Source organism: Paraburkholderia sp. GAS41, assembly GCF_050436545.1.
Classification (GTDB): Bacteria; Pseudomonadota; Gammaproteobacteria; order Burkholderiales; family Burkholderiaceae; genus Paraburkholderia.
Genome location: NZ_JBNDMK010000002.1, coordinates 485,202 through 507,867 on the forward strand (window position 1 = coordinate 485,202; position 22,666 = coordinate 507,867).

The 22,666-nt window shown below is 60.7% G+C and carries 23 protein-coding genes; 7 read left to right on the forward strand and 16 right to left on the reverse strand.

Annotation, left to right across the window (positions count from 1 at the left end; translation table 11 throughout):
• Positions 1 to 16 precede the first annotated feature (16 nt).
• The 3 genes from P3T43_RS05395 to P3T43_RS05405 are packed head-to-tail and all read left to right on the forward strand — an operon-like array spanning position 17 to position 906.
• Positions 17 to 196: a hypothetical protein gene (locus P3T43_RS05395; protein WP_429280002.1), complete on the forward strand. Its 180-nt coding sequence runs from the start codon at positions 17 to 19 to the stop codon at positions 194 to 196.
• Positions 193 to 441, forward strand: coding sequence for a hypothetical protein (locus P3T43_RS05400; protein ID WP_429280003.1), 249 nt, complete (start codon positions 193 to 195; stop codon positions 439 to 441). The genes P3T43_RS05395 and P3T43_RS05400 overlap by 4 nt, the downstream gene beginning before the upstream one ends.
• Before the next feature lie 12 nt (positions 442 to 453).
• On the forward strand, positions 454 to 906 hold the full coding sequence (locus tag P3T43_RS05405; protein WP_429280004.1) for an aminoacyl--tRNA ligase-related protein: 453 nt from the start codon (positions 454 to 456) through the stop codon (positions 904 to 906).
• On the opposite strand, the gene P3T43_RS05410 is transcribed toward P3T43_RS05405, so the two are convergent.
• From P3T43_RS05410 to P3T43_RS05475, 14 genes are all read right to left on the reverse strand, one after another.
• Positions 837 to 1,670 (reverse strand): AraC family transcriptional regulator, encoded by an 834-nt coding sequence (locus P3T43_RS05410; RefSeq protein WP_429280005.1) that lies wholly within the window; start codon positions 1,668 to 1,670, stop codon positions 837 to 839. The two genes, P3T43_RS05405 and P3T43_RS05410, sit on opposite strands and share 70 nt — an antisense overlap.
• Positions 1,671 to 1,789: 119 nt before the next feature.
• A complete protein-coding gene (locus tag P3T43_RS05415; protein ID WP_429280006.1) occupies positions 1,790 to 3,280 on the reverse strand; it encodes a DHA2 family efflux MFS transporter permease subunit in 1,491 nt (496 codons plus the stop codon).
• Between the two features lie 177 nt (positions 3,281 to 3,457).
• Positions 3,458 to 4,129, reverse strand: a complete 672-nt coding sequence (locus P3T43_RS05420) for a glutathione S-transferase family protein (protein WP_429280007.1) — start codon at positions 4,127 to 4,129, stop codon at positions 3,458 to 3,460.
• A 72-nt stretch (positions 4,130 to 4,201) separates the two neighbouring features.
• Positions 4,202 to 5,503, reverse strand: coding sequence for a F390 synthetase-related protein (locus P3T43_RS05425; protein ID WP_429280008.1), 1,302 nt, complete (start codon positions 5,501 to 5,503; stop codon positions 4,202 to 4,204).
• A complete protein-coding gene (locus P3T43_RS05430) occupies positions 5,503 to 6,309 on the reverse strand; it encodes an MBL fold metallo-hydrolase (protein ID WP_429280009.1) in 807 nt (268 codons plus the stop codon). The genes P3T43_RS05425 and P3T43_RS05430 overlap by 1 nt, the downstream gene beginning before the upstream one ends.
• Positions 6,287 to 7,300 carry an NAD-dependent epimerase/dehydratase family protein gene (locus P3T43_RS05435; protein WP_429280010.1) on the reverse strand — a complete coding sequence of 338 codons (1,014 nt, stop codon included), beginning with the start codon at positions 7,298 to 7,300 and terminating at the stop codon, positions 6,287 to 6,289. Before P3T43_RS05435 ends, P3T43_RS05430 begins: the two co-directional genes overlap by 23 nt.
• A gap of 167 nt (positions 7,301 to 7,467) precedes the next feature.
• Complete coding sequence (locus tag P3T43_RS05440; protein WP_429280011.1) at positions 7,468 to 9,105, reverse strand: AMP-binding protein; 1,638 nt, start codon at positions 9,103 to 9,105, stop codon at positions 7,468 to 7,470.
• Positions 9,106 to 9,122: 17 nt separating this feature from the next.
• A complete protein-coding gene (locus P3T43_RS05445; protein ID WP_429280012.1) occupies positions 9,123 to 9,527 on the reverse strand; it encodes a RidA family protein in 405 nt (134 codons plus the stop codon).
• Positions 9,524 to 9,967, reverse strand: coding sequence for an acyl-CoA thioesterase (locus tag P3T43_RS05450; RefSeq protein ID WP_429280013.1), 444 nt, complete (start codon positions 9,965 to 9,967; stop codon positions 9,524 to 9,526). The genes P3T43_RS05445 and P3T43_RS05450 overlap by 4 nt, the downstream gene beginning before the upstream one ends.
• Complete coding sequence (locus P3T43_RS05455; RefSeq protein ID WP_429280170.1) at positions 9,964 to 11,136, reverse strand: acyl-CoA dehydrogenase family protein; 1,173 nt, start codon at positions 11,134 to 11,136, stop codon at positions 9,964 to 9,966. Before P3T43_RS05455 ends, P3T43_RS05450 begins: the two co-directional genes overlap by 4 nt.
• 37 nt (positions 11,137 to 11,173) lie before the next feature.
• On the reverse strand, positions 11,174 to 12,025 hold the full coding sequence (locus P3T43_RS05460) for an enoyl-CoA hydratase family protein (protein WP_429280014.1): 852 nt from the start codon (positions 12,023 to 12,025) through the stop codon (positions 11,174 to 11,176).
• Positions 12,026 to 12,052: 27 nt separating this feature from the next.
• A complete protein-coding gene (locus tag P3T43_RS05465) occupies positions 12,053 to 12,610 on the reverse strand; it encodes a MarR family winged helix-turn-helix transcriptional regulator (RefSeq protein ID WP_429280015.1) in 558 nt (185 codons plus the stop codon).
• Positions 12,607 to 13,404 carry an SDR family NAD(P)-dependent oxidoreductase gene (locus tag P3T43_RS05470; RefSeq protein WP_429280016.1) on the reverse strand — a complete coding sequence of 266 codons (798 nt, stop codon included), beginning with the start codon at positions 13,402 to 13,404 and terminating at the stop codon, positions 12,607 to 12,609. Before P3T43_RS05470 ends, P3T43_RS05465 begins: the two co-directional genes overlap by 4 nt.
• On the reverse strand, positions 13,401 to 15,776 hold the full coding sequence (locus tag P3T43_RS05475; protein ID WP_429280017.1) for a bifunctional salicylyl-CoA 5-hydroxylase/oxidoreductase: 2,376 nt from the start codon (positions 15,774 to 15,776) through the stop codon (positions 13,401 to 13,403). The genes P3T43_RS05470 and P3T43_RS05475 overlap by 4 nt, the downstream gene beginning before the upstream one ends.
• A gap of 517 nt (positions 15,777 to 16,293) precedes the next feature.
• Here P3T43_RS05475 and P3T43_RS05480 point away from each other — a divergent pair.
• Entirely contained in the window at positions 16,294 to 16,587 is a 294-nt protein-coding gene (locus P3T43_RS05480; RefSeq protein WP_429280018.1) for a hypothetical protein, read from the forward strand.
• Between the two features lie 107 nt (positions 16,588 to 16,694).
• Here P3T43_RS05480 and P3T43_RS05485 read toward each other — a convergent pair whose 3' ends face one another.
• Positions 16,695 to 17,423 carry a hypothetical protein gene (locus P3T43_RS05485; protein ID WP_429280019.1) on the reverse strand — a complete coding sequence of 243 codons (729 nt, stop codon included), beginning with the start codon at positions 17,421 to 17,423 and terminating at the stop codon, positions 16,695 to 16,697.
• A gap of 224 nt (positions 17,424 to 17,647) precedes the next feature.
• On the opposite strand from P3T43_RS05485, the gene P3T43_RS05490 reads away from it, so the two are divergent.
• The 3 genes from P3T43_RS05490 to P3T43_RS05500 all read left to right on the forward strand — a co-directional run bounded on the left by P3T43_RS05490 (position 17,648) and on the right by P3T43_RS05500 (position 20,696).
• Positions 17,648 to 18,193 carry a hypothetical protein gene (locus P3T43_RS05490; RefSeq protein ID WP_429280020.1) on the forward strand — a complete coding sequence of 182 codons (546 nt, stop codon included), beginning with the start codon at positions 17,648 to 17,650 and terminating at the stop codon, positions 18,191 to 18,193.
• A 582-nt stretch (positions 18,194 to 18,775) separates the two neighbouring features.
• Positions 18,776 to 19,678, forward strand: a complete 903-nt coding sequence (locus tag P3T43_RS05495; RefSeq protein ID WP_429280021.1) for an aspartyl/asparaginyl beta-hydroxylase domain-containing protein — start codon at positions 18,776 to 18,778, stop codon at positions 19,676 to 19,678.
• 223 nt (positions 19,679 to 19,901) lie between these two features.
• On the forward strand, positions 19,902 to 20,696 hold the full coding sequence (locus tag P3T43_RS05500; protein ID WP_429280022.1) for a hypothetical protein: 795 nt from the start codon (positions 19,902 to 19,904) through the stop codon (positions 20,694 to 20,696).
• A gap of 241 nt (positions 20,697 to 20,937) precedes the next feature.
• On the opposite strand, the gene P3T43_RS05505 is transcribed toward P3T43_RS05500, so the two are convergent.
• Positions 20,938 to 22,383: an IS1182 family transposase gene (locus P3T43_RS05505; RefSeq protein WP_429280023.1), complete on the reverse strand. Its 1,446-nt coding sequence runs from the start codon at positions 22,381 to 22,383 to the stop codon at positions 20,938 to 20,940.
• Positions 22,384 to 22,666 lie beyond the last annotated feature (283 nt).

The window sequence follows — 22,666 nt, forward strand, 5'->3', positions numbered from 1 at the left end:
ACACACGGAGCGTACTGTGAACGACATCGATCATCGCGTATTGTGCAACAGGCTGGACCTCTTTCATCAGCAGGAGGAAGGCTCCGGCATGGTCTTCTGGCATCCGCGCGGATGGGAGCTGTATCGCGTGCTGGAGGACTACATTCGCCGGCGCATGCGGCGCGCGGGATTCCGCGAAATCCGCACGCCGCAGTGACTCGCGCGCTCGCTCTGGAAGCGCAGATCGAGGTCGAGGTCGGACGCTTTTGCGATTGGCTGCGTAACGTCTACGCCGACCTTGGATTTCCCGCTTTCTCGGTGGCGCTGGCGACGCGCCCAGCACTGCGTGCCGGTGCCGACGAAGTGTGGAATCGTGCCGAAGCGGCGCTGGCCAAAGCCGCGCTGGCGGCCGGACTGCAGTTCGATGTGCGCGACGGCGAGGGCGCCTTTTACGGTCCCTAGCTGGAATTTCATTTGCTCGACAGCCGCGGACGGAGTTGGCAGTGCGGCACGATTCAACTCGATTTTGTCTTGCCCGAGCGGCTCGACGCGCTTTACGTCAACGACCGCAATGAGCGCGAGCGGCCCGTGATGATTCATCATGCGGTGCTGGGAAGCATGGAGCGTTTCATCGCGATGCTGCTCGAACACCACGAAGGCTGGCTGCCATTGTGGCTGGCTCCGGAGCAGGTGGCGGTGGCGACGATCAACGACGCCAGCGCAGCGTATGCCCTGCAGGTCGTGCTGGCGCTGGCCGATGGTGTCGAGCGTCTGCGGATTGCGGGGCTTGCTCCGGCTAGCTGGCGTTGGCCGGAGTGGAAAAGCAGCCGCGCATCACAGGTTCTAGCAAAGGACCATCAAGTCTTGAGCGGCAACCAGATTTCGAAGCCGCCCATGCCCGTGACGGGGTCGAACTGTTCGCTGTAGCGTTCGAAGTTCGGCGCATCGGCGGGTGTGTGTCCCGATTCCGGCAGCCATTTGTTCCAGATGGTGTTCCACGAACGCCGGGTCACGGCGACGTGCTCGCGATGCGTGAAAACCGCATAGCGTTGCTCGGGCACCCGCATGTGGCTCAACTCAGCAGGCAGGCCGGAAAAGTCGCTCACTTCGACGCCGCACAGATAGTCGAAGGTGCCGCTATCGTCGGCGTTGTAGCAGACGCCGTATGCGACGTTGCCAATCTGGCCAGGCACCTTTCCGAAGTATTCGTTAAAGCGCTGCCACTGGGCCGGAATGGCCACGCTAGTGTCGCAGTTGTAGCGCGCAGCGAGGCCGGCGATGAGCAAAGGTTTGCCGTTTTCGAAGCGAGGCGGCGCAAGGCTGGCAAGCAGGGTTTCGTCCATTTTGATCGGCTCCACGAGGGCGATGTTGTGCGTGTGTCCTTGCGAGCGCAGCGCTTCGGGCGTGAGCCCGAACTGCTCGCGAAACGCACGCGTGAATGCCTCGTGAGAACCGTATCCTGCCTCGAGCGCCAGCGCCAGAATATCGGGCGCGCCGCCTGCCAGACGCCGTGCCGCTTCGGTAAGTCGCCGTGCCCGAACGTAGCGCATGACCGGGCGGCCCGTAGCCGCTTCGAAGGCGCGTGACAGGTGGTAGCGTGATACGCAGCCGCCATTCGCGATGTCGTCGAGCGAAAGCTCACGCGAATAGTGACTTTCGATAAACCAGAGTGCCTTTTGGACGGGGTTCATACGGGATCTCATGTCAGCATGAAGCCAGCATAGCGGGCAGGGTCGCCACTGATTTGATCGGGTTTGCGCATTTTGAATCAGGGCCGTGATTGATCCGTCGTCATGCTTCTACGTCTCGTTCAGCCATTCTCAGCGGTGTTGGTACTTGTATGTGGCCTCGGCGCGCCACGTGTTGCGTCGGCAGGAGCGTCGTCGGGAGCTGGGGCGTGTGTGCGCGGCCGTAGCAACAGGGCGCCGAGCAGCCCCGCCACCGCGGCAAAAATCGCCCCGGTCAGAAATGCAACCTGATACCCGCTGTTCAATGCGGTGGCCGGCGCCTCGCTCGCCTGCAGCGCGTTGGTGCGAGCCGCTGCAAGGCTCGCGAGCACCGCAAGACCCACCGCGCCGCCCATCATGAACGACGTATTGACGATACCGGATGCGAGGCCGGATTCGCTGGCTTCGACATCGCTCATCGCAGCCAGCAGAACAGGATTGAACGCGACACCCGCGCCGAGTCCGAGCAGGATCATGCCGGGCAGCACGTCGATGACGAAACCGCCGTCAACCGGCGCCCGCGCGAACCACGCGAGCCCGGCGGCGGCCAGCAGCAGGCCGCCGCCGAGCGGCAGGCGCAGACCGAAGCGCATCACGAGGCGCGCGGACAGGCCAAGCGAGAACAGCGCCATGATCAGATTGGCGGGCAGGAATGCGAGCCCGACCTGCATGGGCCGATAGCCCAGCACACGTTGCAGATACAGCGCGGAGATAAAGAACCACGCGAACATCGCGGCCGCCCACAGCACGCCCACAACATTCGCGACGGCAACGTTGCGCAGTCTGAACAGACCCAGCGGCATCAGCGGGTGCTGTACGCGCGCTTCAATACGCAGGAAGAGGACGAGTAGCGCCAGCGCGGCGAAGAGCATGCCGAGAGTGGGCAGCGAAGTCCAGCCCGCCTCGTTGCCGTTCACGATGGCATAGACAGCCAGCATCAGCGAGACGGTGACCGTGGCAGCACCGGCGACGTCGAGCCGCTCGCCGTATGCGAGGCCGCGGCCGTTGGGCAGCAGCGCGACGCACATCGCGTAGACCGCGATACCGATAGGCAGATTGACGAGAAAGATCCAGTGCCAGCTCAGCAGGTTGGTGAGCAGTCCGCCCAGCAGCACGCCGATACTGCCGCCGCCCGCACAGACGAAACCATACACGCCCATGGCTTTGGCCCGTTCGCCCGGCTCGGTGAAAAGGTTCATGATCAGCGAAAGTGAAACAGCCGATACGACCGCCCCACCAAACCCCTGCACAGCACGCGCGCAGACCAGCAACCCTTGCGAATTCGCCATGCCGCAGGCGAGCGACGCGAGCGTGAAGAGGGTGATGCCAGCCAGAAACAGCTTGCGATGGCCGTAGAGGTCGCCCAGCCGGCCGCCGAGTAGCAGGCAGCCGCCGAAGGTCAGCATATAGGCGTTCACGACCCATACCAGGGTGGTGGCCGAGAAGCCCAGATCCGCCGCGATTGATGGCAGGGCGACGTTCACGATCGTCGTGTCGAGGACGATCATCAGTACGCCCAGGCACAGGATGATCAGGGCAAGCCAGCGTTTGCGCGGGTCGATGTCATGGGTCATGTGGCGCGCCTCCCGTGTTGGGTCGCCTGGCCGTTGGCGCTCGTGGCGGAATTCGTGACGCCGTTCGGACCGCTATCTAGCCTGAAACGGAGATGTTACGCCTGTCGAACGAAAGACATGGATGGGTAATCCGCCTGGCGCGAGCGGCCCTCGCGCCGCGCCCATCTTCAGCAAGGCTCAACTCAACAATTCGTACTTGCCGCCGCGTTCCAGTGCGCGCTGATACGCGGGACGCGCATGAATGCGCTTGAGATAGCCTTCGATAGCGGCGATATTGCCGTCGAGTCCGCCGCGCGCCGTGGCGGCTTCGAGCGGGAAGCTCATCTGCACGTCCGCGGCGCTAAACTCGTTGCCGACGAACCAGCCCGTGGGCGTCAGCGCATCGTTGATATAGCCGAGGTGCAGCTTGATCTGCGGATCCACGAAGCTCGATTGCAGCGTCGACGCGATCTTGCGCGCAATCGGTTTGGCGAAGAACGGCATGGGCGCGCTGGCGATGCGCAGCGCCACCAGCTTGAGCAGCAACGGCGGCATCACCGACCCTTCCGCGTAGTGCAGCCAGTAGGTGTAGCGCAAGCGCTCGGGCGTGCCCACGGCGGGAGCGAAGCGCCCCTGCCCGTAGCGGTCCACGAGATATTCGATGATGGCGCCCGATTCGGCGATAGTGAGTCCGTCGTCGGTAAGCACCGGCGATTTGCCGAGGGGATGAATGGCGCGCAATTCGGGCGGCGCCAGCATGGTTTTCGGGTCGCGCTCATAACGCTTGATCTCGTACGGGACACCCAGTTCTTCAAGCAGCCAGAGGACACGCTGCGAGCGGGAATTGTTCAGGTGATGGACGGTGAGCATGGGTGTGGGATCCGGGCCGTTGGAGTGTCACATCATAGCCGCGTTGCGCGGTGCCCATTCTAGAGTGAAGCCTCACAAACGGGATTGGGTGCCAGTGTGTGGATGCCGCGTAATACGCCGGCGTTTGGCGCTGAAATCGGTCGCTGGTAATGCGGCGTGCAGCTGCCATTGCAGGTTGGTCGTCGCCACACCCAGCCATTGCAGATAGGCGTTCAGCTGCGCCTGATACTGTGCCAGTTGCCCGTCCGGTGCGTCGACATGGAGCGTCAGGGACGCTGGTCCCGTTTGCACGAGCCGATAGTCCGCAGTGTGTGGCAGCGTTTGCGCAATGGCGCGTGAAAGACCGTCGGCAAATACGTCTACAGGCGACCCGTTTACACCGGGTAGTCGGAGCAGGTCGTCGCAGCGTCCTTCGATCCGCTCCAGGGCCATTTCGTGGCTATTGCACGGGCAGGGCGTCGCGCGCCGCACGAGGATGTCGTCCAGCCTGTAGCGCACGATGGGCTGCGTGACACGCGTGAAATCGGTGATGACCGGGACGAAACGTTCGCTGTCGAGCCACTGTGGTTCGACATGGATATGGGCTTCGTTCAGGTGCAGTGTGCCGTGCTGGCAGGTGGCCGCGAGAAAGCCCTCGGTTGCCTGATAGACCTCGCCGACTGTCCCAAGCGAGGCGCCTATCAGCACCTTGTCGACCGGATCGAGCACCTCAGCGCCGGAGATAACCTTGTGAGGCCTGATTGTCAGGTGTCCTGCTGTTGTGGCGAGCGCGAGACTTCGCAGTACCTGTGCTGGACCGACTACGATGGTCGGATCGTAATGGTTCAGGCGGTCGAAATGGGCTTCGAACGGATCGAACAGATCGAAAAACTCAAACGAAAGCCACGGATTGCGCACAGACATATACAGGTTGTTGTTGGCGCGCAGAAACAGCGCGACGCGCTCACCGTGAAAAAGTCCGCGCGGCAGCAGTTTGGCTAGCAGGACGCCTGCCCATTTCGCCTGCTCCGCAGGACTCACGACGAACACGCCTCGCGAACCGGAAGTGCCCGAGGACAGACCCACGCTGTAGCCCTTCACGGTCGCCTTGAAGTCGCGCGACTGCTCGGCTTGCATCGCACAGGCGAGCACCTCGTCGAGCTTGAGTCCGGCCGTATTGATGCGGTCGAAATGTTCCATCATGACGGCCTTGTCCATCAGCGGCCACGTGTGCAATGGCTGGGACAGATACGGCGCGAACCACGGACTGCGCGTCAGGTGCTGATGGATAAACTGCTTCAGCTTGCGCTGCTGATGCTGTTCGAGCGCCTCGCGAGCTGTGAAGCGCAAACGGCGCGTCTGCAAATACGACCAGAGCGTCTGCGCAAGGCGCATTACAAGGCACCTTCGTGCGTCAGGCAGATCCTTGCGTTGCCGCTTGTATGAAGCGCATTCAGGTCGCGCAGCGTTTGATGATATTGGGCCGGGCTGTCCATGATGGCGTGTGCGATAACCGACGGCCCCACGAGTTGCTGGTAACTCTTTGGCGACCAGGCCGCATCGGATGCCAGCAATACCCAGCCCTCAGCGGTACTGACGAACGCGCCAAGATGACCCGCGGCGTGCCCTGGTAATTCGACCAGAATGACCTCAGTGGGCGCGCCCGGCAGTCCGAAGCCTTGTCGGAACGGTTCGAGTTCAGCGGGCAGGGTAACTTGCTCGAAGCGCTCGACAAACACGGTGGACGACTCGAAGTCTGGCGGAATCAGCCCCGGTACGAAGCCCTTACGCAATGCGCTCACGCCACGCAGGCCGCGCGTGGCGTGCCAACCTGCGCCAGACAGATAGGTCGGCACACCTTGCAGGTCGCGCAAGCCCGCAATGTGGTCGCCATGGAAGTGGGACAGAATCACCGCGGTCAGATCGCGCGGCTGTATGCCGCGCGCCTTCAACTGGCTGGCGACTGCCTGTTTCGAATCGAAATAAACCGGCGTCACGCGCCGGTACAGCGAGAAGAGGCCGCTTTTGGTGTGGTCGAGGAAGTGCTGCGCGTAACCGGTATCCCAGAGCCAACGCTGGCGTGCCGTTTCGATCAGATAAGCGCGTGCGGGAAACCGGCAGGTCGCGAGGCCCGCGCCTTTTAGCGCCATGCACGCCCTATGCGTGCAGTAGCCGGCTTCAAAGACCGTAATCGTCGCCATGTGCCCTGATCCAGTTGACTGTCTCTTCAATACTTTGCTGCAGCGTCCAGCGTGGCCGATAGCCGAGCACCGTCTGCGCTTTGCGCGTGCTGAGCGTCATGTCGAAGTTCAATGCGCCGACACTATAGCGCGTCAGCAGCGGCTCGCGCCCGCTCAACGCGGCCCAGTGTTGCATCGCACGGGCGGCGAGATCGAGCACGGAGTACGGTACGTCCTTGATCCGATAGGCGATGCCGAGCCGCGTGAGCAGGGCGTCAAGCACGTCGCGCAGGCAAGTGGGCTCGTCATTGGTGATGTTGAAGGCTTCACCCGAACGCACATCGGCGCAGGTGGTGGCCAGATGCATCGCGTGGACCACGTTGCCCACATAGGTCAGATCGAGCCTGGCCGTTCCCGCGCGCGGCAACGGCAACTGACCGCTGCGCTCACGCAGAAGCCGCAAGATGCGCGGTAGCAGCACGCGGTCGTGCGGCCCGAAAATTCCGCGCGGCCGCAGCATGACGAAGGTGGTGTCCGGATGCGTCGCTGCAACCTCGCGGATGACGTCCTCCGCTTGCGCCTTGGTGCTCGCGTAGTGATTGACGTAGCGGGCGGGGCGAAACGTTTCTTCGATATCCAGACGGTGATTGAAGTCGAAATAAAGCGAAGGCGTCGAGATATGGACGAAGCGCCGCACGCCATGCGTCACTGCGGTCTGGGCGAGGCGCGTGGTGGCGAGCACATTGGCCGCGTGAAAGTCGGACCACGCTCCCCATGGCGACGAAAGTGCTGCGCAGTGCCAAACAGTGTCGACACCGTGCAGCAGGGAGTCGAGTTCAGTGTTGGCGGCGCTGGCGAGATCGAGTGGGACGAACGCCATGCCGGGCGCCTGCAGCGACTCGCCGGCCGCGCGATTGCGGCCGGTGGCGCGTACGTTGCTGCCCTGTTGGGCGAGAAATGCGGCCGCATTGCGGCCTAGCCCACTCGTGGCGCCAGTGACGAGAATCGTCATGCTTGCGGACTCACGGACAGAGAGAAAGAGCCAATCAGTCGCTCGCTCGCGATCCCTAAGCTTTGACCGTCGCAGTCATGAAACGGCCACCGTAGTGGGCGACGACTTCAATGAGAGACGCGGACATGCCAGGCTCCAGAAGGGACGACGGGGCGGGCTACAGGATGCTACATGCCGCGTAGCGCGAACCGTTTGAGCTTCCCGGTCTCGGTGCGCGGCAGTGCATCGACGAACGTGATAAGCCGCGGATACTTGTACGGCGCCACGCTATTCTTCACGAAATCCTGCAACTGCGCGACCATTTTGTCGTCGGGCCTAAAGCCGGGATTGAGCACGATAAAGGCCTTGACGACCTGGCCACGGGTTTCGTCGGGCGAGCCGATCACGCCGCATTCCGCCACCGCGTCGTGCTGCAACAGCACGCTTTCCACTTCCGGGCCGGAGATGTTGTAGCCCGCGGAGACGATCATGTCGTCGGCGCGTGCCTGATAAAACACGTAGCCGTCCTCGTCCAGATAGACGGTGTCGCCGGGCAGATTCCAGCCATCGCGCACGAAGTTCGTCTGGCGGTCGTCGGCCAGATAGCGGCAACCGGTTGGCCCGCGCACGGCGAGCTTGCCGATGACGCCGGGCGGCACCGGCTGCATGGCGTCGTCGACGGCTTGCACGACGTAACCCGGCACGGCGCGGCCGATGGCATGAGGTCGAATGTCCGCGCCGGTTGCCGAAATGAAAATATGGATCAGCTCAGTCCCGCCGATGCCGTCGATCATCTCGATGCCGCTTGCCTCACGCCACAAGTGCCGCGTCGAATCGGGCAGCGCCTCGCCTGCCGAAACGGTCTTGCGCAGGCTCGAGATGTCGAAGCGCGGCACGAGCGGCGCCATCTGCCGGTAGAAGGTGGGCGCGGTGAACATGATGGTGGCGTGAAAACGCTCGACCGTCTGCAACAAGGTTTCGGGCGTAAGCCGCTCGATCAGCACAGTGGAAGCGCCCACCCGCAGCGGAAAACATAGCAGGCCGCCGAGTCCGAATGTGAAAGCGAGAGGCGGCGTGCCGCAAAACACGTCAGTGGCCGTTGGTTTGAGCACGTGACGCGGAAACAGGTCGCACATCATCAGCACGTCGCGATGAAAATGCATGCAGCCTTTTGGCGAACCGGTCGTGCCGCTCGTGAAGGCAATCAGGCAGACATCATCGCTGGCGGTGTCGCAGGCCGTGAAGTGATCCGGTTTGCCGGCGGCGAGTGTTTCGAGCGAATCCGCTGCGTCGTGATGGAACAGGCAGGTCTGCGTCAGTCCGGCGCAGAAGAATTCGTCTTGCGGATCGCTGCAACGGGCAAGTTCTTCAGTCAGGCGCGCGTCGCACAGGGCGGCGCTGATGTGCGCCTTGTCGATGATCTGTTTGAGTTCCTTGGCGCGCAGCAAGGGCATGGTGGGCACCAGGACGAGCCCCGCTTTTAGCGCGGCAAGTGCCGCCACGGCCATCTGCAAGGTATTGGGCCCGCGCAGCAAAACGCGGTTGCCGGGCTGCAGCCCCAGTTCTTCCGTTAGCACATGCGCGCTGCGATTCACTAACGCAAGCAACTCGGCATAGGTGGTGGCATGTGCCTCGCCATTCACCTCGGACCAGATCGCCGGCCGGTTTGCGTGACCAGCCGCGATGGTTCGGTCCAGCAATTCAGTCGCGCAGTTCAGGCGCGCCGGATACGCAATGTCGGGATTGTCGAGCAGAAAAACCGGCCATTGATCTTGCGGCGGCAAATGATCGCGGGCGAAGGTGTCGACGTGCGCAGACGGTTCCATGACGCTCTCCCGGACGGTTAGTGGGCTTCGTGGGGGATCACTGCGGTGGCTTCGATTTCGACTTTCGCTTCGTCTTCGATCAGCGCAACCACCTGAACCGCGCTCATCGCAATGTCGTAGTCGCCGATCAGCTCACGAAACGCCCGGCCGATGTCCTTGAGCGCGGCAAGGTATTCGCGCTTGTCCGTCACGTACCAGGTCAGACGCACGAGATCGGCGGGTTTTCCACCGGCCTCATGCAGGACGGCGACCACATTGCGCAAGGCCTGGATCGCCTGGGCCGCGAAATCGGTCGACTGGAAGCGTGCTTCGGCATCCCAACCAATCTGACCGGCGATGAACACCTGGGTGCCGACGGCTGCAACGCCGTTCGCATAGCCGCGCGGTTTGACCCAGCCGGCAGGAAGGAGAGGTTTTTTCATGAGCGTGGCTCGTCGGTTAGAGCAGGCGGTGGGGCGAAGCGCGCGAGCGCGCTCGCGATATCGTCAGGAATGTCGATGGACTGGCCGGTTTCGAGCGAAGTCGTCACCAGCACCTGATGGGCACGAAAGCGCACTTCATCGTGACAGTGGCCGACAATGCCAATGCGGATCGAACGTCGACCGATTGCATTGACGGTCAGCGAGAGCGTGATGGTCTCGCCCATCCGGCTTGGCCGCGAAAACTCGCAGTCGAGCTTGACGATCGGCAAGCCGACGCGGCGCTCGCCGATCATGTGTGCGTAGTCGACGTGCAGGCATTCGGTGAACCAGTCTTCGACCAGCGCATTGGTCAGCACCAGGTACTGCGGAAAGAACACGATTCCAGCCGGGTCGCAATGCGAAAAGCGGATGCGCACCGGCATATCGAACGTCGCGCTCATGACGTGCGGTCCGGTTGCGCGGCAGCGTAGGCCTTCAATAGATCCCGGCCTACGATCAGTTGCTGCACTTCGGTGGCGCCTTCGTAGATGCGCAACGCGCGGATCTCGCGATAGAGCATTTCCACGGCGGTACCGCTTTGCACACCCATGCCACCCCACAGCTGGACGGCTGCGTCGATCACTTGCTGCGCACCTTCGCTGGCGTGCCACTTCGCCATGGCGGCTTCGCGCGTGACGTTCTCGCCCTGATCGCGCAGCCAGGCCGCGCGATAGACCAGCAGGGCGCTGCTGTCGATGGTGAGCGCCATCTGCGCGAGCTTTGCCTGGGTCAACTGAAAGTCGCCGAGCGTCTGGCCGAACATCTTGCGCGAGGCCGCGCGTGCCAGGCCCTCAGCCATGGCATGACGCGCAAAGCCAAGGGAGGCAGCAGCCACTGAAGTGCGGAAGATATCGAGCGTGCGCATGGCCAGTTTGAAGCCTTCGCCGGGCGCACCTAGCATCTGGCTACGCGACACGCGTGCGCCCGCAAAGTGCAGGCGTGCGAGCGGATGCGGCGCGATTACGTCAATGCGTTCGGCGATTTCGAGGCCAGGCGTATCGGCGTCGACAATGAAAGCGCTGATGCCGCGCGCGCCGGGCGCTTCGCCGGTTCTGGCGAATACCACGTAGAAATCGGCGATGCCGCCGTTCGAAATCCAGGTCTTGTCGCCGTCGAGCACATAGCTATCGCCTTCGGCGCGGGCGGACAACGCCATGGCCGCGACGTCCGATCCCGCTTCCGGTTCGGAAAGCGCGAACGCGGCGATTGCAGTGCCATTCGCCACGCGTGGCAGATAGCGCTGCTTCTGTTCGTGCGTGCCGCCAAGCGAAATCGCGCCCGAGCCGAGCCCCTGCATGGCGAGCGCGAAGTCTGCGAGACCCGAATGTTTCGCGAGCGTTTCACGCAACAGGCAGACGGCGCGCGTGTCGATGGTGTCGCCGTGCCCGCCGTACGCCGTGCCGCCGACGCCGTATTTCAGCCAGCCCGCCGCACCCAGTTCGCGCACCAGATGACGACAGGCGGCATCGACGTCCTTGCCGTGGCTGGCGTCTGCGAGATGCGTGCCGCACCATGCCTCGATACCCGCCGCGAGTTCGCGATGGCGGTCTTCGAAAAACGGCCACGCCATTGCGCCGTGAAGATCGATCTTGCTGGAAGCGCTCAAGTCAGTCTCCTTCGAATACAGGCCGTGTTTTCGCCGCAAACGCGCGGTAAGCGCGATCGAAATCATGCGTGCTCATGCAGATGGCCTGGGCCTGCGCCTCCGATTCGATCGCTTCATCGATGCTCATGCTCCATTCCTGGTGCAGCATCTTCTTGGTGATGCCATGTGCGAAGGTCGGTCCGGCGACGAGTTCGGCGGCCAGCTTCGCGGCCTCGTCGAGCAAGGCGTCGGGATCGCACAGGCGGTTGTAAAAGCCCCACGTATAGCCTTCTTCGCCGCTTGCCGAGCGGCCGGTGAAGAGCAATTCGGACGCACGTCCCTGACCGATGATGCGCGGCAGGATCGCGCAGGCACCCATATCGCAGCCCGCAAGGCCGACGCGCGAGAACAGGAAGGCGAGCTTGCTGCGCGCGGTACCCAGACGCATGTCGGAGGCCATGGCGAGAATGGCGCCTGCGCCTGCACAGATGCCATCGACCGCGGCAATGACAGGCTGCGGACAATGTCTGATTGCCTTGACCAGATCGCCCGTCATGCGGGTGAACAGCAACAACTCGGGCATGGGCAGATCGATCAGCGGCGCGATGATGTCGTGGACGTCGCCGCCCGAGCAGAAGTTGCCACCCGCGCCGTGAATGACGACGGCTTTCACATCTGTCGCATAGTTGAGCTGACGAAACAGGTCGCGCAACTCTGCATACGATTCGAACGTGAGCGGGTTCTTGCGTTCAGGGCGATTGAGCGTGATCGTCGCCACTTTGGCGCTGACCGACCAGCCGAAGTGCTTCGCTTTATAGCCCGCGAGCGTGACTTGATTGCCGGCCAGCAGGGCGTCGACGTGGGATCGTGTCATGAAAAATCTCCTCCAGTTCGGTGCCGCTCAACCCTTCAGGTTGTCGAGCAGATGTTGCTTGAGTTTGCCCAGACGCTGATGGGTACGTGATTTCTCGTCGAGGCTCAGGCCGCCGAACATTTCGACGACCCATTGTTCGTGCGCCACCGCCATGCGGTCGAACAGGGTGCGGCCTTCGGCAGTCAGGTGCACGCTGATCGAGCGGCGGTCGTTCGGATCGGCATCGCGAACCACGAGCCCTTCTTTTTCGAGCTGATCGGTAATGCCGGTGACGTTGCCGCCCGTCACCATCAAACGTCGCGAGAGCTCGGTCATCTTGAGTCCCTCGGGATGGCGTTCGAGTTGCGCCATCAGGTCGAAACGCGGCAGCGTCGTATCGAATTCGGTGCGTAGCCGTTTGCGCAACTCGGCTTGCACGAGGTTGGTGGTGGTGAGCATACGCAGCCACAAACGCAGGCCCATATGGCTGTCGACGCCGGTGCTCATTTCCATGTCGACCACGTTCTGGGCAGGCTTCGCCACACCTTTGCGGGGTGGTTTCGCCTCTGCGGATGGGGGCTTTTTGGCGCTGGCTGCACGGGTCATGTGACTTCTCCACCGGAGACGGAAATGGCTTGGCCGGTAATGGCCGCCGAGCCCGGCATGCAAAGCCACAGGGCAGCATTGGCGACTTCTTCCGGGGCAACGAAGCGTTGTTGCGGGTTGTTGCGCAACAGGATGCTGCGCGCTTCCTGTTCGCTGCGCGAGGTTTTGCTGGTGATCTGGTCGAGCGACGCGCGGAGCAGTTCGGTTTCGGTGTAGCCGGGACAGACCGCGTTGACCGTGATGCCTTTGGTCGCGACTTCGAGCGCGAGCGAACGGGTCAAGCCGATCACGCCATGCTTGGCCGCGCAATAGGCGGCGACGTAGGCGTAGCCGATCTGTCCCGCGGTGCTGGCGACGTTGACGATGCGGCCATAGCCGCGTTCGAGCATACCTGGCAGCACCGCGCGCGTGCACAGGAATACGCCGGTCAGATTGACGTCGAGCATGCGCTGCCAGAGCGCCATACCCGTCTGCGTAAACGGGGCTGCCTGCGCCTGGCCAGCGTTATTGATCAGGATGTCGACGGGACCTGCCTGCTCGAATGCTGCCGCGACGGCGTCCTCTTGCGCCACATCCACAGAAATGCAGGCAAGTTGGTTGGCTGTGCCAGGTGTACCCGAAATCAGGGCGCTTAACGCATCGCGCTGTGCAGCCAGACGCGCCGCGTCGCGACTCATCAACGTGACGCGTGCGCCGGCGCGCACCAGTGCCGCGGCGGTGGCTGCGCCGATCCCACTTCCGCCGCCCGTCACGACGGCATGTTTCCCGCTCAGGCCGGGGATATCTGTATTCACACGGTTCCTTCTGCGCGCTGGGCGCGTTCTTGCGGCGACAGCCCCGCGTTTGCGGCGGCCTGTGCGCGTTCGCGCTCCAGGTTACGTTCCAGTTGCGATTTCGCCGCGGCGTATTGCTTCGGCCACATGACGTCGAAGTAGCCGATCTTCGCGGCTTCGTGGAGCGTCCAGGACGGATTGGCCAGATGCGGCCGCGCCACCGCGCACAGGTCCGCGCGACCGGCGGCGATGATGCTGTTCACGTGATCCGCTTCGGAGATCGCACCGACGGCAATCGTCGCGATGCCGGCTTCGTTGCGCACGCGATCGGCGAAGGGCGTCTGAAACATGCGGCCATAGACGGGTTTTTCGGCTTTGCTGACCTGGCCCGACGAGACGTCGATCATGTCGGCGCCGGCTGCCTTGAATGCGCGGGCGATTTCCACCGCATCGTCCGGCGTGGTGCCACCGTCGACCCAGTCATGCGCAGAGATCCGCACCGAGATGGGTTTGTCCGCCGGCCAGACCTTACGAATCGCGGCGAAGACTTGCAGCGGATAGCGCAGGCGATTTTGCAGCGAGCCGCCGTATTCGTCGCTGCGCTGATTGGTGAGCGGGGAGAGGAAGCTGGACAGGAAGTAGCCGTGGGCGCAATGCAGTTCGAGCCAGTCGAAACCCGCCTCAGCGGCCATCTCCGTCGCGCGGACGAACTGCGCTTCGATTTCGCGCAGATCGTCCGCGCTCGCTTCTCGCGCCCGTTGACTGACGCCCGCCAGATATTGCTGCGGCGACGCCGACACGAGCGGCCAGTTGCCTTCGGGCAGCGGTTGATCGATGCCGTCCCAACTCACACGAGTGGACGCCTTGGCGCCCGCATGTCCGAGCTGCATGCCGATCTTCGCGTCCGATTGCGCGTGCACGAAATCGACGATGCGCTTCCAGGCACCCAGGTGCTCGGAGGTGTACATGCCAGGGCATCCGGGCGTGATGCGCGCCTCTGGCGACACGCAGGTCATCTCGGTCATCACCAGTGCCGCGCCGCCCATAGCGCGCGCACCGAGATGCATCAGGTGATAGTCGCCGACGACACCGTCGACGGCGGAGTACTGCGCCATGGGCGACACTACCACGCGGTTCTTGAGCGTCACGCCGCGCAGCTTGAACGGCGTGAACATTGGCGGCACGGAAGCCGTGGCCGGCGCGCGTTCGATGCCGGAGCGTCGTGCGAGCCAGTCTTCGAATGCAGACAGGTAGTGCAGATCGCGCTCGCGCAAATTTTCGTGCGAGATGCGTTGCGAGCGGGTCAGCAACGAATAGGCAAACTGTTCCGGCTCGAACGAGGTATAGCGGTCGACGTGCTCGAACCACTCCGTCGAATTGCGGGCTGCGTTCTGGATGCGCAGTACGCCGACGCTGCGCACTTCGGTGTAGTGCCTGAGCGCGGCGGCAAGATCGCCGGGATGTTCGCCAATGCTGTTGGCGAGTTCGATTGAATCTTCCAGCGCAAGCTTGGTGCCGGAGCCGATGGAAAAATGCGCCGTGTGCGCGGCGTCGCCCATCAGCACGATGGGTGTGGGCTCTGCGCCATTGGCGTTGCTGCGCCAGTGCACCCATTCCTGGTTGACCACGCGCGGAAAGCGAATCCATTGCGATGAGCCGCGCAAATGCGCTGCATTCGACAGCAGGGGATTGCCGTCCAGATACCTGGCAAACAGCTTCTCGCAGAAGGCGATGCTGTTTTCCTTGCTCATTTCGTCGAGACCGGCCGCGCGCCAGACGCGTTCCGGCGTTTCGACGATGAAGGTGGAAGTTTGATCGTCGAACCGGTAGGCATGGGCCTGAAACCAGCCCCATTCGGTTTCTTCGAAGGCGAACGTGAATGCGTCGAAAAGCTTCTTTGTACCGAGCCACACGAAGCGGCAATCGCGCATGTCGATATCCGGCTGATAAGTCGCCGCATACTTCTGACGAATCGCGCTATTGGCGCCGTCGCAGGCGATGATCAGATCGGCTTCGTAAGCGCTGTCGTCCGTCACCTGGGTCTCGAACACCAGCTTGACGCCGAGTTCTTCGCAACGCGCCTGCAGGATGTTAAGGAGGCGTTTGCGGCCGATACCGCAGAAGCCGTGGCCCGACGAGCGGACCTGCTGGCCGCGGAAATGGATCTCGATGTCGTCCCAGTGATTGAATGCATCGAGAATCGCATCGGCGCTGGGCGCGTCGGCCGCGCGCAGGTTGCCGAGGGTCTGGTCCGAGAACACCACGCCCCAACCGAACGTGTCATAGGGCCGGTTGCGTTCGATGACCGTCACTTCGTGCTCCGGATTGCGGCCTTTCATCAGCAGCCCAAAGTACAGGCCGGCGGGGCCTCCCCCGATACAGACGATACGCATGCTCACACTCCGGTTGGAATCTGAAAACTAATTTAGGCCTAGATAGTTTAGATGTCAAGGAAATGGTGGGGCATGGGCCGACGTTTTTGATCAATGATCCGAGAGAATAAAGTCCGTCATGGATTTTTCACCATGTGGACTCCGCGTGAGTTTGCCTCGTGGATTTCCTAATCGAAAAATGGGGTTGGATGGCGGACGGTATTGGCGGGCGTGGAGATTCCGCGGAATGTAGCGAAGTCTGTGACGGTGGAATCGGAGTGTGCGGAACTGTCGCCCGAGTGGCAACTTCTAATAGTTATACTTAAAGCGCCTGCAAAAGTTATCCTTAAGACCTTCGGACCGACCGGAAACCCCAGCGGGACGGGGCTTAAGGGCAACTAATAGCACTAGATTTCAGCACCTAGGAACGCCGTCAACGCGGGGAAATCTCTCTCTCCGTTGGCATAACGCAGCGTTCCACTGCCTGCTTCTGACAACAGGCAGGTGTAGCTGCACACTTGATAAACCAGAACTCCCCATGACGACCGCGAGACCCCCTCTGTACTCAGTTTGGGAAAACGACGAAGGCGACAGACTTGTTGTAGTGGAGGTAAGCGAGCCATTCACTGACGAACAAATTGCAGAGGACTTGGCGGCTGATGGGGTCACTGCACCTGATGAACTTGCTCGCGAGACCGAGCGCATGCGGGCTTATTTCCTCGTGACCTACGAGGAAAGCGGCGACGAATTTGGGATGGAAGTCGACAACGAGCAATGGGCGATGCTTATTGAAGCTGACGCCTTTCGTATGACTGGCATCGAATCACATTAGGTCGCCGTCGAAACAATGAGCGGGTAGACCGGGGCCTCGACCCTAGTCTGCCCTGTCCGCTTCCCGCCGCGCTTTCATCCGCTACCCAATCGTCGCGCGCTTCTTCATCATTTGGGGACTGCAACGTCGTAGCCGAGCGCGCGCAATGCTTTGCTAGTTCGGCCGTTTCGCGGTGGAAAGCGATTGGGCAACGCCCACCCTGCCATTTCACCCAATGTGCTAATCCCCATACCTTGAATTCGCCATTTGGGCTCTTCGACGGCATCCCACAGCCGGGCGGCAATGTCTGCGTCTAGCCCCCCGTAAAGCACGAAGTAGATGGTTTCGAGGATAGATTTACCCTCAACCGACTTTCGCGGGTATTGGCAGCGCGCGAACGCTTCTGCCTTGAGCTCGTAATCGCGGACATTGGGCGCGAGCCCGATGCTTACGGAGGGTTGGCGGAAAGCGTAGTCGCGCAGGGCGTAGATGTTCTTTGCGACTTCGGCGAAATCAGGTTGAGATAGTTCGCGAATCAGTGATTTCGAGAGGTTTGCTTGCATGAGGGGCGCGCGCTGTAGAGCCGCTTCCTCCGCCGAGTATTGATAGCCACCTGATGACCATCTCCAGCCGTTCTTCCACCAGTTAAACGCCTCAGTCAATGCTGCTTCACGGTTTGGGTTGTTCGATTGATAGAGAGATTCGACGGGATACGATTTTCCTTCCCGTACGCGCTGGTAATAGTACGCGTGCAGGAACTGGTCGGCTTGCAATCCTTCTGGAGTGTTCGGGGCAATCCAATCTGGGCGATTCGCTGGCTGACTTACGCGAAACGCGACGTCTCGCATGACTTGCAAGGTCGAACCCCACTCCTTTATAAATGCGGCACTGCGGCTGCGGACTTAAGCCACTTGATGAAGTATCAGGGATGTCGTCGTCCCAGGAGGAGCATGAGATAGAGCTCCATCGAGTTACTAAGCTTTTGCTCAACCCTGAGTACATGCCTGGCCTCAATCGTGGTGCGATTGGTAAGGTGGTCCGACGTCGTACTCGAGAGTTGGGGCTTATTGAGTCTGACGTGATGAAGACGAAGCTCGCACAAGCCTACCTTTCCAATCATTCGATGAAGAGACTTCTTGAAAGGTGCGGCGTTCTGTCTAACGAGACCGTGTCGATTGACCATGTCACGGGGAAGCTTGTTTATTTGAATCCGTTGCAAAGTTCGGCGCTCCTGATGGCGCTTTTCGACGGTTGGACTGATGTCGAGAGCGCCGTCGAAGAAGCGAATGCAGACGACACTCAATTCAGGCCCTTGAAGCGGAAGCGGGGAAGACTGCGCCTTGAACCGGAACTTCTCACATACAAATCGCGCAACCACAGGCGGTTTTTTGAAAGAAATCGCGAGTCGTTGATAGCCAGAGCACAACTCAAATACATCGCTATTCGCGAAAACATGCCGCATCTCAACCATAGGGGGATTCGGAAGGAGCTGGGATGGCTCGGACGATACGCAACGGTTGAATCACTTAAGGCTGCCGGAGAAAGCGCGCCAACAATCACCTTTGACGCCGACAGAAACAGGGTGATTGACCAACTCCTATCGATACGAAGGCGTATTTCATGCTAGGAGGCTGGAAAGAAGCGGTTGCTGATATTGAAGATACAGTCAGCTTCGCGCTTAGTGCTTAGTGCTTAGTGCTTAGTGCTTAGTGCTTAGTGCTTAGTGCTTCGCGCTTAGTGCTTAGTGCTTAGTGCTTAGTCTACCCTGGCCTACTTCGCATTGTTTAAAGGCTTTGTCCCTGCTGGGACCACTCTGCGAAGAGAGGAAGTTCCAGGAAACAATCGCCACGATGCCTACCTCTCCTATAAACAGTACCGTCGACCGTCTCTTCCTGGCCGGCAGTACGCGCTCGTGCATACCCCCGGAAAGCTGTCATCGAAATTCCAACCTCCCGACGGCGGCACGTTCATCGAATTGGTGCTATCGGCCAGGTCCGGCCGGTCGACGCGACTGCCTGAATTGTTGACAGCACACACGTGATTCACGGAGTCAAAAGCAGAAACATGCGTATCCCGATTTGCGCACAGGCTTAAGTGCCTCGTGGAGCATTACTTTTTTGCTTTTTGGCGCGCACGCTGCAGACAACCAAAATTTGTGGAAGTTCGTATAATTTATGGCATCGCAAAAGCTTGAAAGGTCCTTTAAGCCATGCGCTGGACTATCCTCATATTATTCGTGCTGTGCGCAGTCCTCACCCATCGACGCGGACAGGTTCGACACGGCAGTTTCTTCAGACAACTGACCGACCACTCCACTTTCACAGCGCCTCTCAACTGGTTCGCGTATCTGTTCTCCTCGGTGCCCAACACGCCGTACATTTCACCGCGGCAATTTCCGGAACTGGCGGTAATAAAGAGCGAATGGCGCGTGTTTCGCGAGGAGGCACTTGCTTTAGTAGAAGCGAGCCGCATTCGCGCAGCCGATGCGTATAACGACATCGGGTTCAACTCGTTTTTCCGGACCGGGTGGAAACGCTTTTACCTGAAATGGTACGACAATCCGCATCCGTCGGCGGAGGCCCTCTGTCCGCGCACCGTCGAAATCCTGCAACGCCTTCCGTCTGTCAAGGCTGCGATGTTCGCGATGCTGCCGGCCGGCGGCACACTGAATCCGCATCGTGACCCGTTCGCCGGTTCACTGCGTTATCACCTTGGCCTGATTACACCGAACGACGATCGCTGTGCCATTGTCGTCGACGGTATCCCTTACTCGTGGCGGGACGGGGAGGATGTGGTGTTCGACGAAACCTATCTACACCATGCCGCCAACCGGACTGAGCAGGATCGCATTATTCTCTTCTGCGACATTGAGAGGCCAATGAAATTCGCCTGGGCACAGGCGATCATCCGGATAATTGGCGGGTTTCTGCTACGCGCCGCGGCGTCTCCGAATGAACTAGGCGATCGGACAGGCGGCCTCAATCGTGTATTCCGCTATGTTTATTCCGTGCGGCTTGTCGGCAAGCGGCTAAAGGCCTGGAATCGCACCGCGTATTACGCCATAAAGTGGTGTCTGTTTGCCGCGATCGCGATAGCCGTCGTCTGGCATTGATGTGACTGTGGTGGGGTTCGTATGTGAATGGCTGCTTGAGAACAGGTTGTAGGACCGCTCCTGGTCGTGTGATGCCCCTCGTCATCGGACCGCGTTCGGCCATGAACGGTGCTTCGTCATATCGTCCGGAAGCGGCCGTTCGATGTTTCGGCGACGCGCTCGCAACGCAGAGGCCGCAAATCTGAAGTGGGTATAATTCGTCTTTAATCCGCCCGATTTCGTCATGCTTGCGCTCAAGCTCACGCTCGTTCCACTGTTTTTGCTTGTCGTTTCGATGTCGGGTAAATGGTGGGGGCCGTCAATTGCCGGGTGGCTCGCCGGCCTACCCGTGGTAGCTGGTCCAATTCTTTACCTTCTCGTACTCGCGCACGGCCCGATCTTCGGGGCACGTGCTGCGACACTATCCCTCTCGGCCATCCTCGCGTCGGAAGCGTTCAATTTCGCTTACGCATGGACCTGCCGCTCGCTTGCGTGGCCAGTCGCAATGGTTGCCGGTCTCCTCACTTGGTTCGTATGCGCGTGTGCCCTTTCGTTCCTGCCGACATCGCCCATGTGGGCAGCCGCCGCAGCGTTCGCTGCGGTTTGTTTCGGCCAGTCGTTTTTGCCACGGAGTACAGCGGTCGCGGCAGGCGCACCGCTCACTCGCGCTGATCTGATCGGGAGGATGATTGCCGGTGCAGTGCTCACAATACTCGTCACCTCGCTGTCGGGGTCGGTGGGCGCCGCATGGAGTGGCCTCCTCGCAGTTTTCCCATTGCTTGGAATCGTCTTATCGGTGTCGTCACATCGCGCACATGGGCCTGACTTTGTAATTTCCCTTTTGAGCGGCATGGTCCTCGGCCGGTTCTCGTTTGCCGCATTCTGTTTGTTTCTTGCGTTCGCGTTGCCGCATCAACCTCCAACGCTGGCGTTTGTTGAAGCAGCAGCGCTGGCGATGTTGGTGCAATGGTCCACAAAGCGGGTGGCAATGACACGGCACGGGCAAATCGATAAGCAAAGCGCTATCGCAGCGGAATAAATCAAACAGCACGTAGTCGGATAGCACTGGGTGTTCTTCCAGCGTCCGCTTCGCGTAACTTGACTGTCGCTTGTGGGTCCAGGCTATGTGGAGACCCGATGGCATTACAATGCGACGCGTGACGCCGACCCCAGCGGCGCGTTTGACTGCCTTCGCAGCTATCACGACGCCGACGAGAAGTTGAACCTCTCTGATGCGTTCCAGGCGAGTCTGAGGGCTTTATTTCGGGACCTGCGGGTCCTTACCCACCCACCAGCCGCATCGCCTTCATTGTCTTCTTGAAGCCCAGGATTCTCAGCACTCGCGTGAGATTGTAGGCGAGTACGTTTAAACTCATCTCGGTACCTACATTGGGCAGCCTGCGCGTCAGGAAGTGCGTATAGCCCATCCAGTGCTTGAACGTCCCGAAGACATGTTCTACCGTTCGCCTGCGTATCTTCATTGCGTCTGGCGTTTTGTCCAACCGACGTTGAACGCCTTCCAGCACAGACTCATGTTCCCAGCGGGTAATCCGCCGATAAGAACTTGGTGTGCATTTGGATTTCATTGGGCACTGCGGGCACGCACTGCTCCAGTAGCGGCGCAGTTGCATTCCGTGTTCCTCTCCAGTGAAGCTGTAAATTGCACGCTGACCAGCCGGGCATTTGTATTCGTCGTCCCGGGCAATGTAGACGAAGTCTGACCGATCGAACCGACCATGATGTTTAGCGCTTGATGTCGTCGGTTTCAGCAGCATTACCGCGATCCCGGCATCCGCGCACTCCTTGATCTGGGTTCCGGTGTAGTAGCCACGATCGGCGACTGCCCTCAGCCTTGTCTTGCCCATCGCGTCGCGTGCAGCTTTTGCCATGGGGCTAAGCTGTGCCCTGTCACTGCCAGAGTTTGTGACCTCGTGAGCCACGATGAGATGGTGTTTGGCGTCAACGGCCACCTGCACGTTGTAGCCCACCATTCCCGAGCCCTTGCCGCTCGTCGCCATGGAGCGCGCGTCGGGATCAGTCATCGAGAGTTGGCCATCAGGCTGCGTCTTGAGTTGCTCCTTGACCTGATCGAGGTTCCGCATCTGCTCGCGTAAGCGCGCTATCTTATCTTGCAATCGAGTCGTCTTCGCTTCGAGCTCCGCGGGTTGCGTTCGATCGGCAGTCTCCAGCGCGTTCAGATACCGCTGGATGCTCTCCTCGATCTGCTTCTGGCGCTTGTCGACTTTACCTTCGGTGAAGTTGCGATCCCGCGTATTGACTGCCTTGAACTTGCTACCGTCAATGGCGACTAGCGCTTGCGAGAACAGCTTCAGCTCACGGCAGAGCATCACAAAGCGGCGACACACATTGCGAATGCCGACGCCGTTGTCACGGCGAAAGTCTGCTATGGTCTTGAAGTCTGGAGCCAGTCGGCCCGTAAGCCACATCAACTCAACATTGCGTTGGCATTCGCGTTCCAGGCGACGGCTCGATTGAACACGGTTCAGGTAGCCGTAAATATAGATCTTCAGCAGTACTGCTGGATGATAGGACGAGCGTCCTGTAATCGAGGGCATTGCTCCATCGAAGCCCAGCGATGCGAGGTCAAGCTCTTCTACAAACGCCTCGATAATCCTGACCGGGTTGTCCTCTGCGACGAAGTCATCAAGGCACTCTGGAAGCAGCGTCACCTGCTTGCGATCTTCACCTTCTATGAATCGCTTCATCCGGTCACCCATGCTGAATGAGTTAATCCAGTTTAGGTGATCAACGCGTTTTCACACAAGCTCGGGGTCGTAACCGGCCACCCGATTGTCAAAGACGAACGCACCTTCGGCCCGAGTTGCCGGCTTGCGGACAATGACGTTGTCAAGCGGGCGGACCGTACATCGGTGGACTCAAACTCCCTGCCTATTCGATCGCTGAACGGCTTTTCGCATAAGCGGTGACTTTTGCTTATCCAGCAGTCGTTCATGCGCCAGTGGATCGTGGCACGCTCCGCCTTTCGTT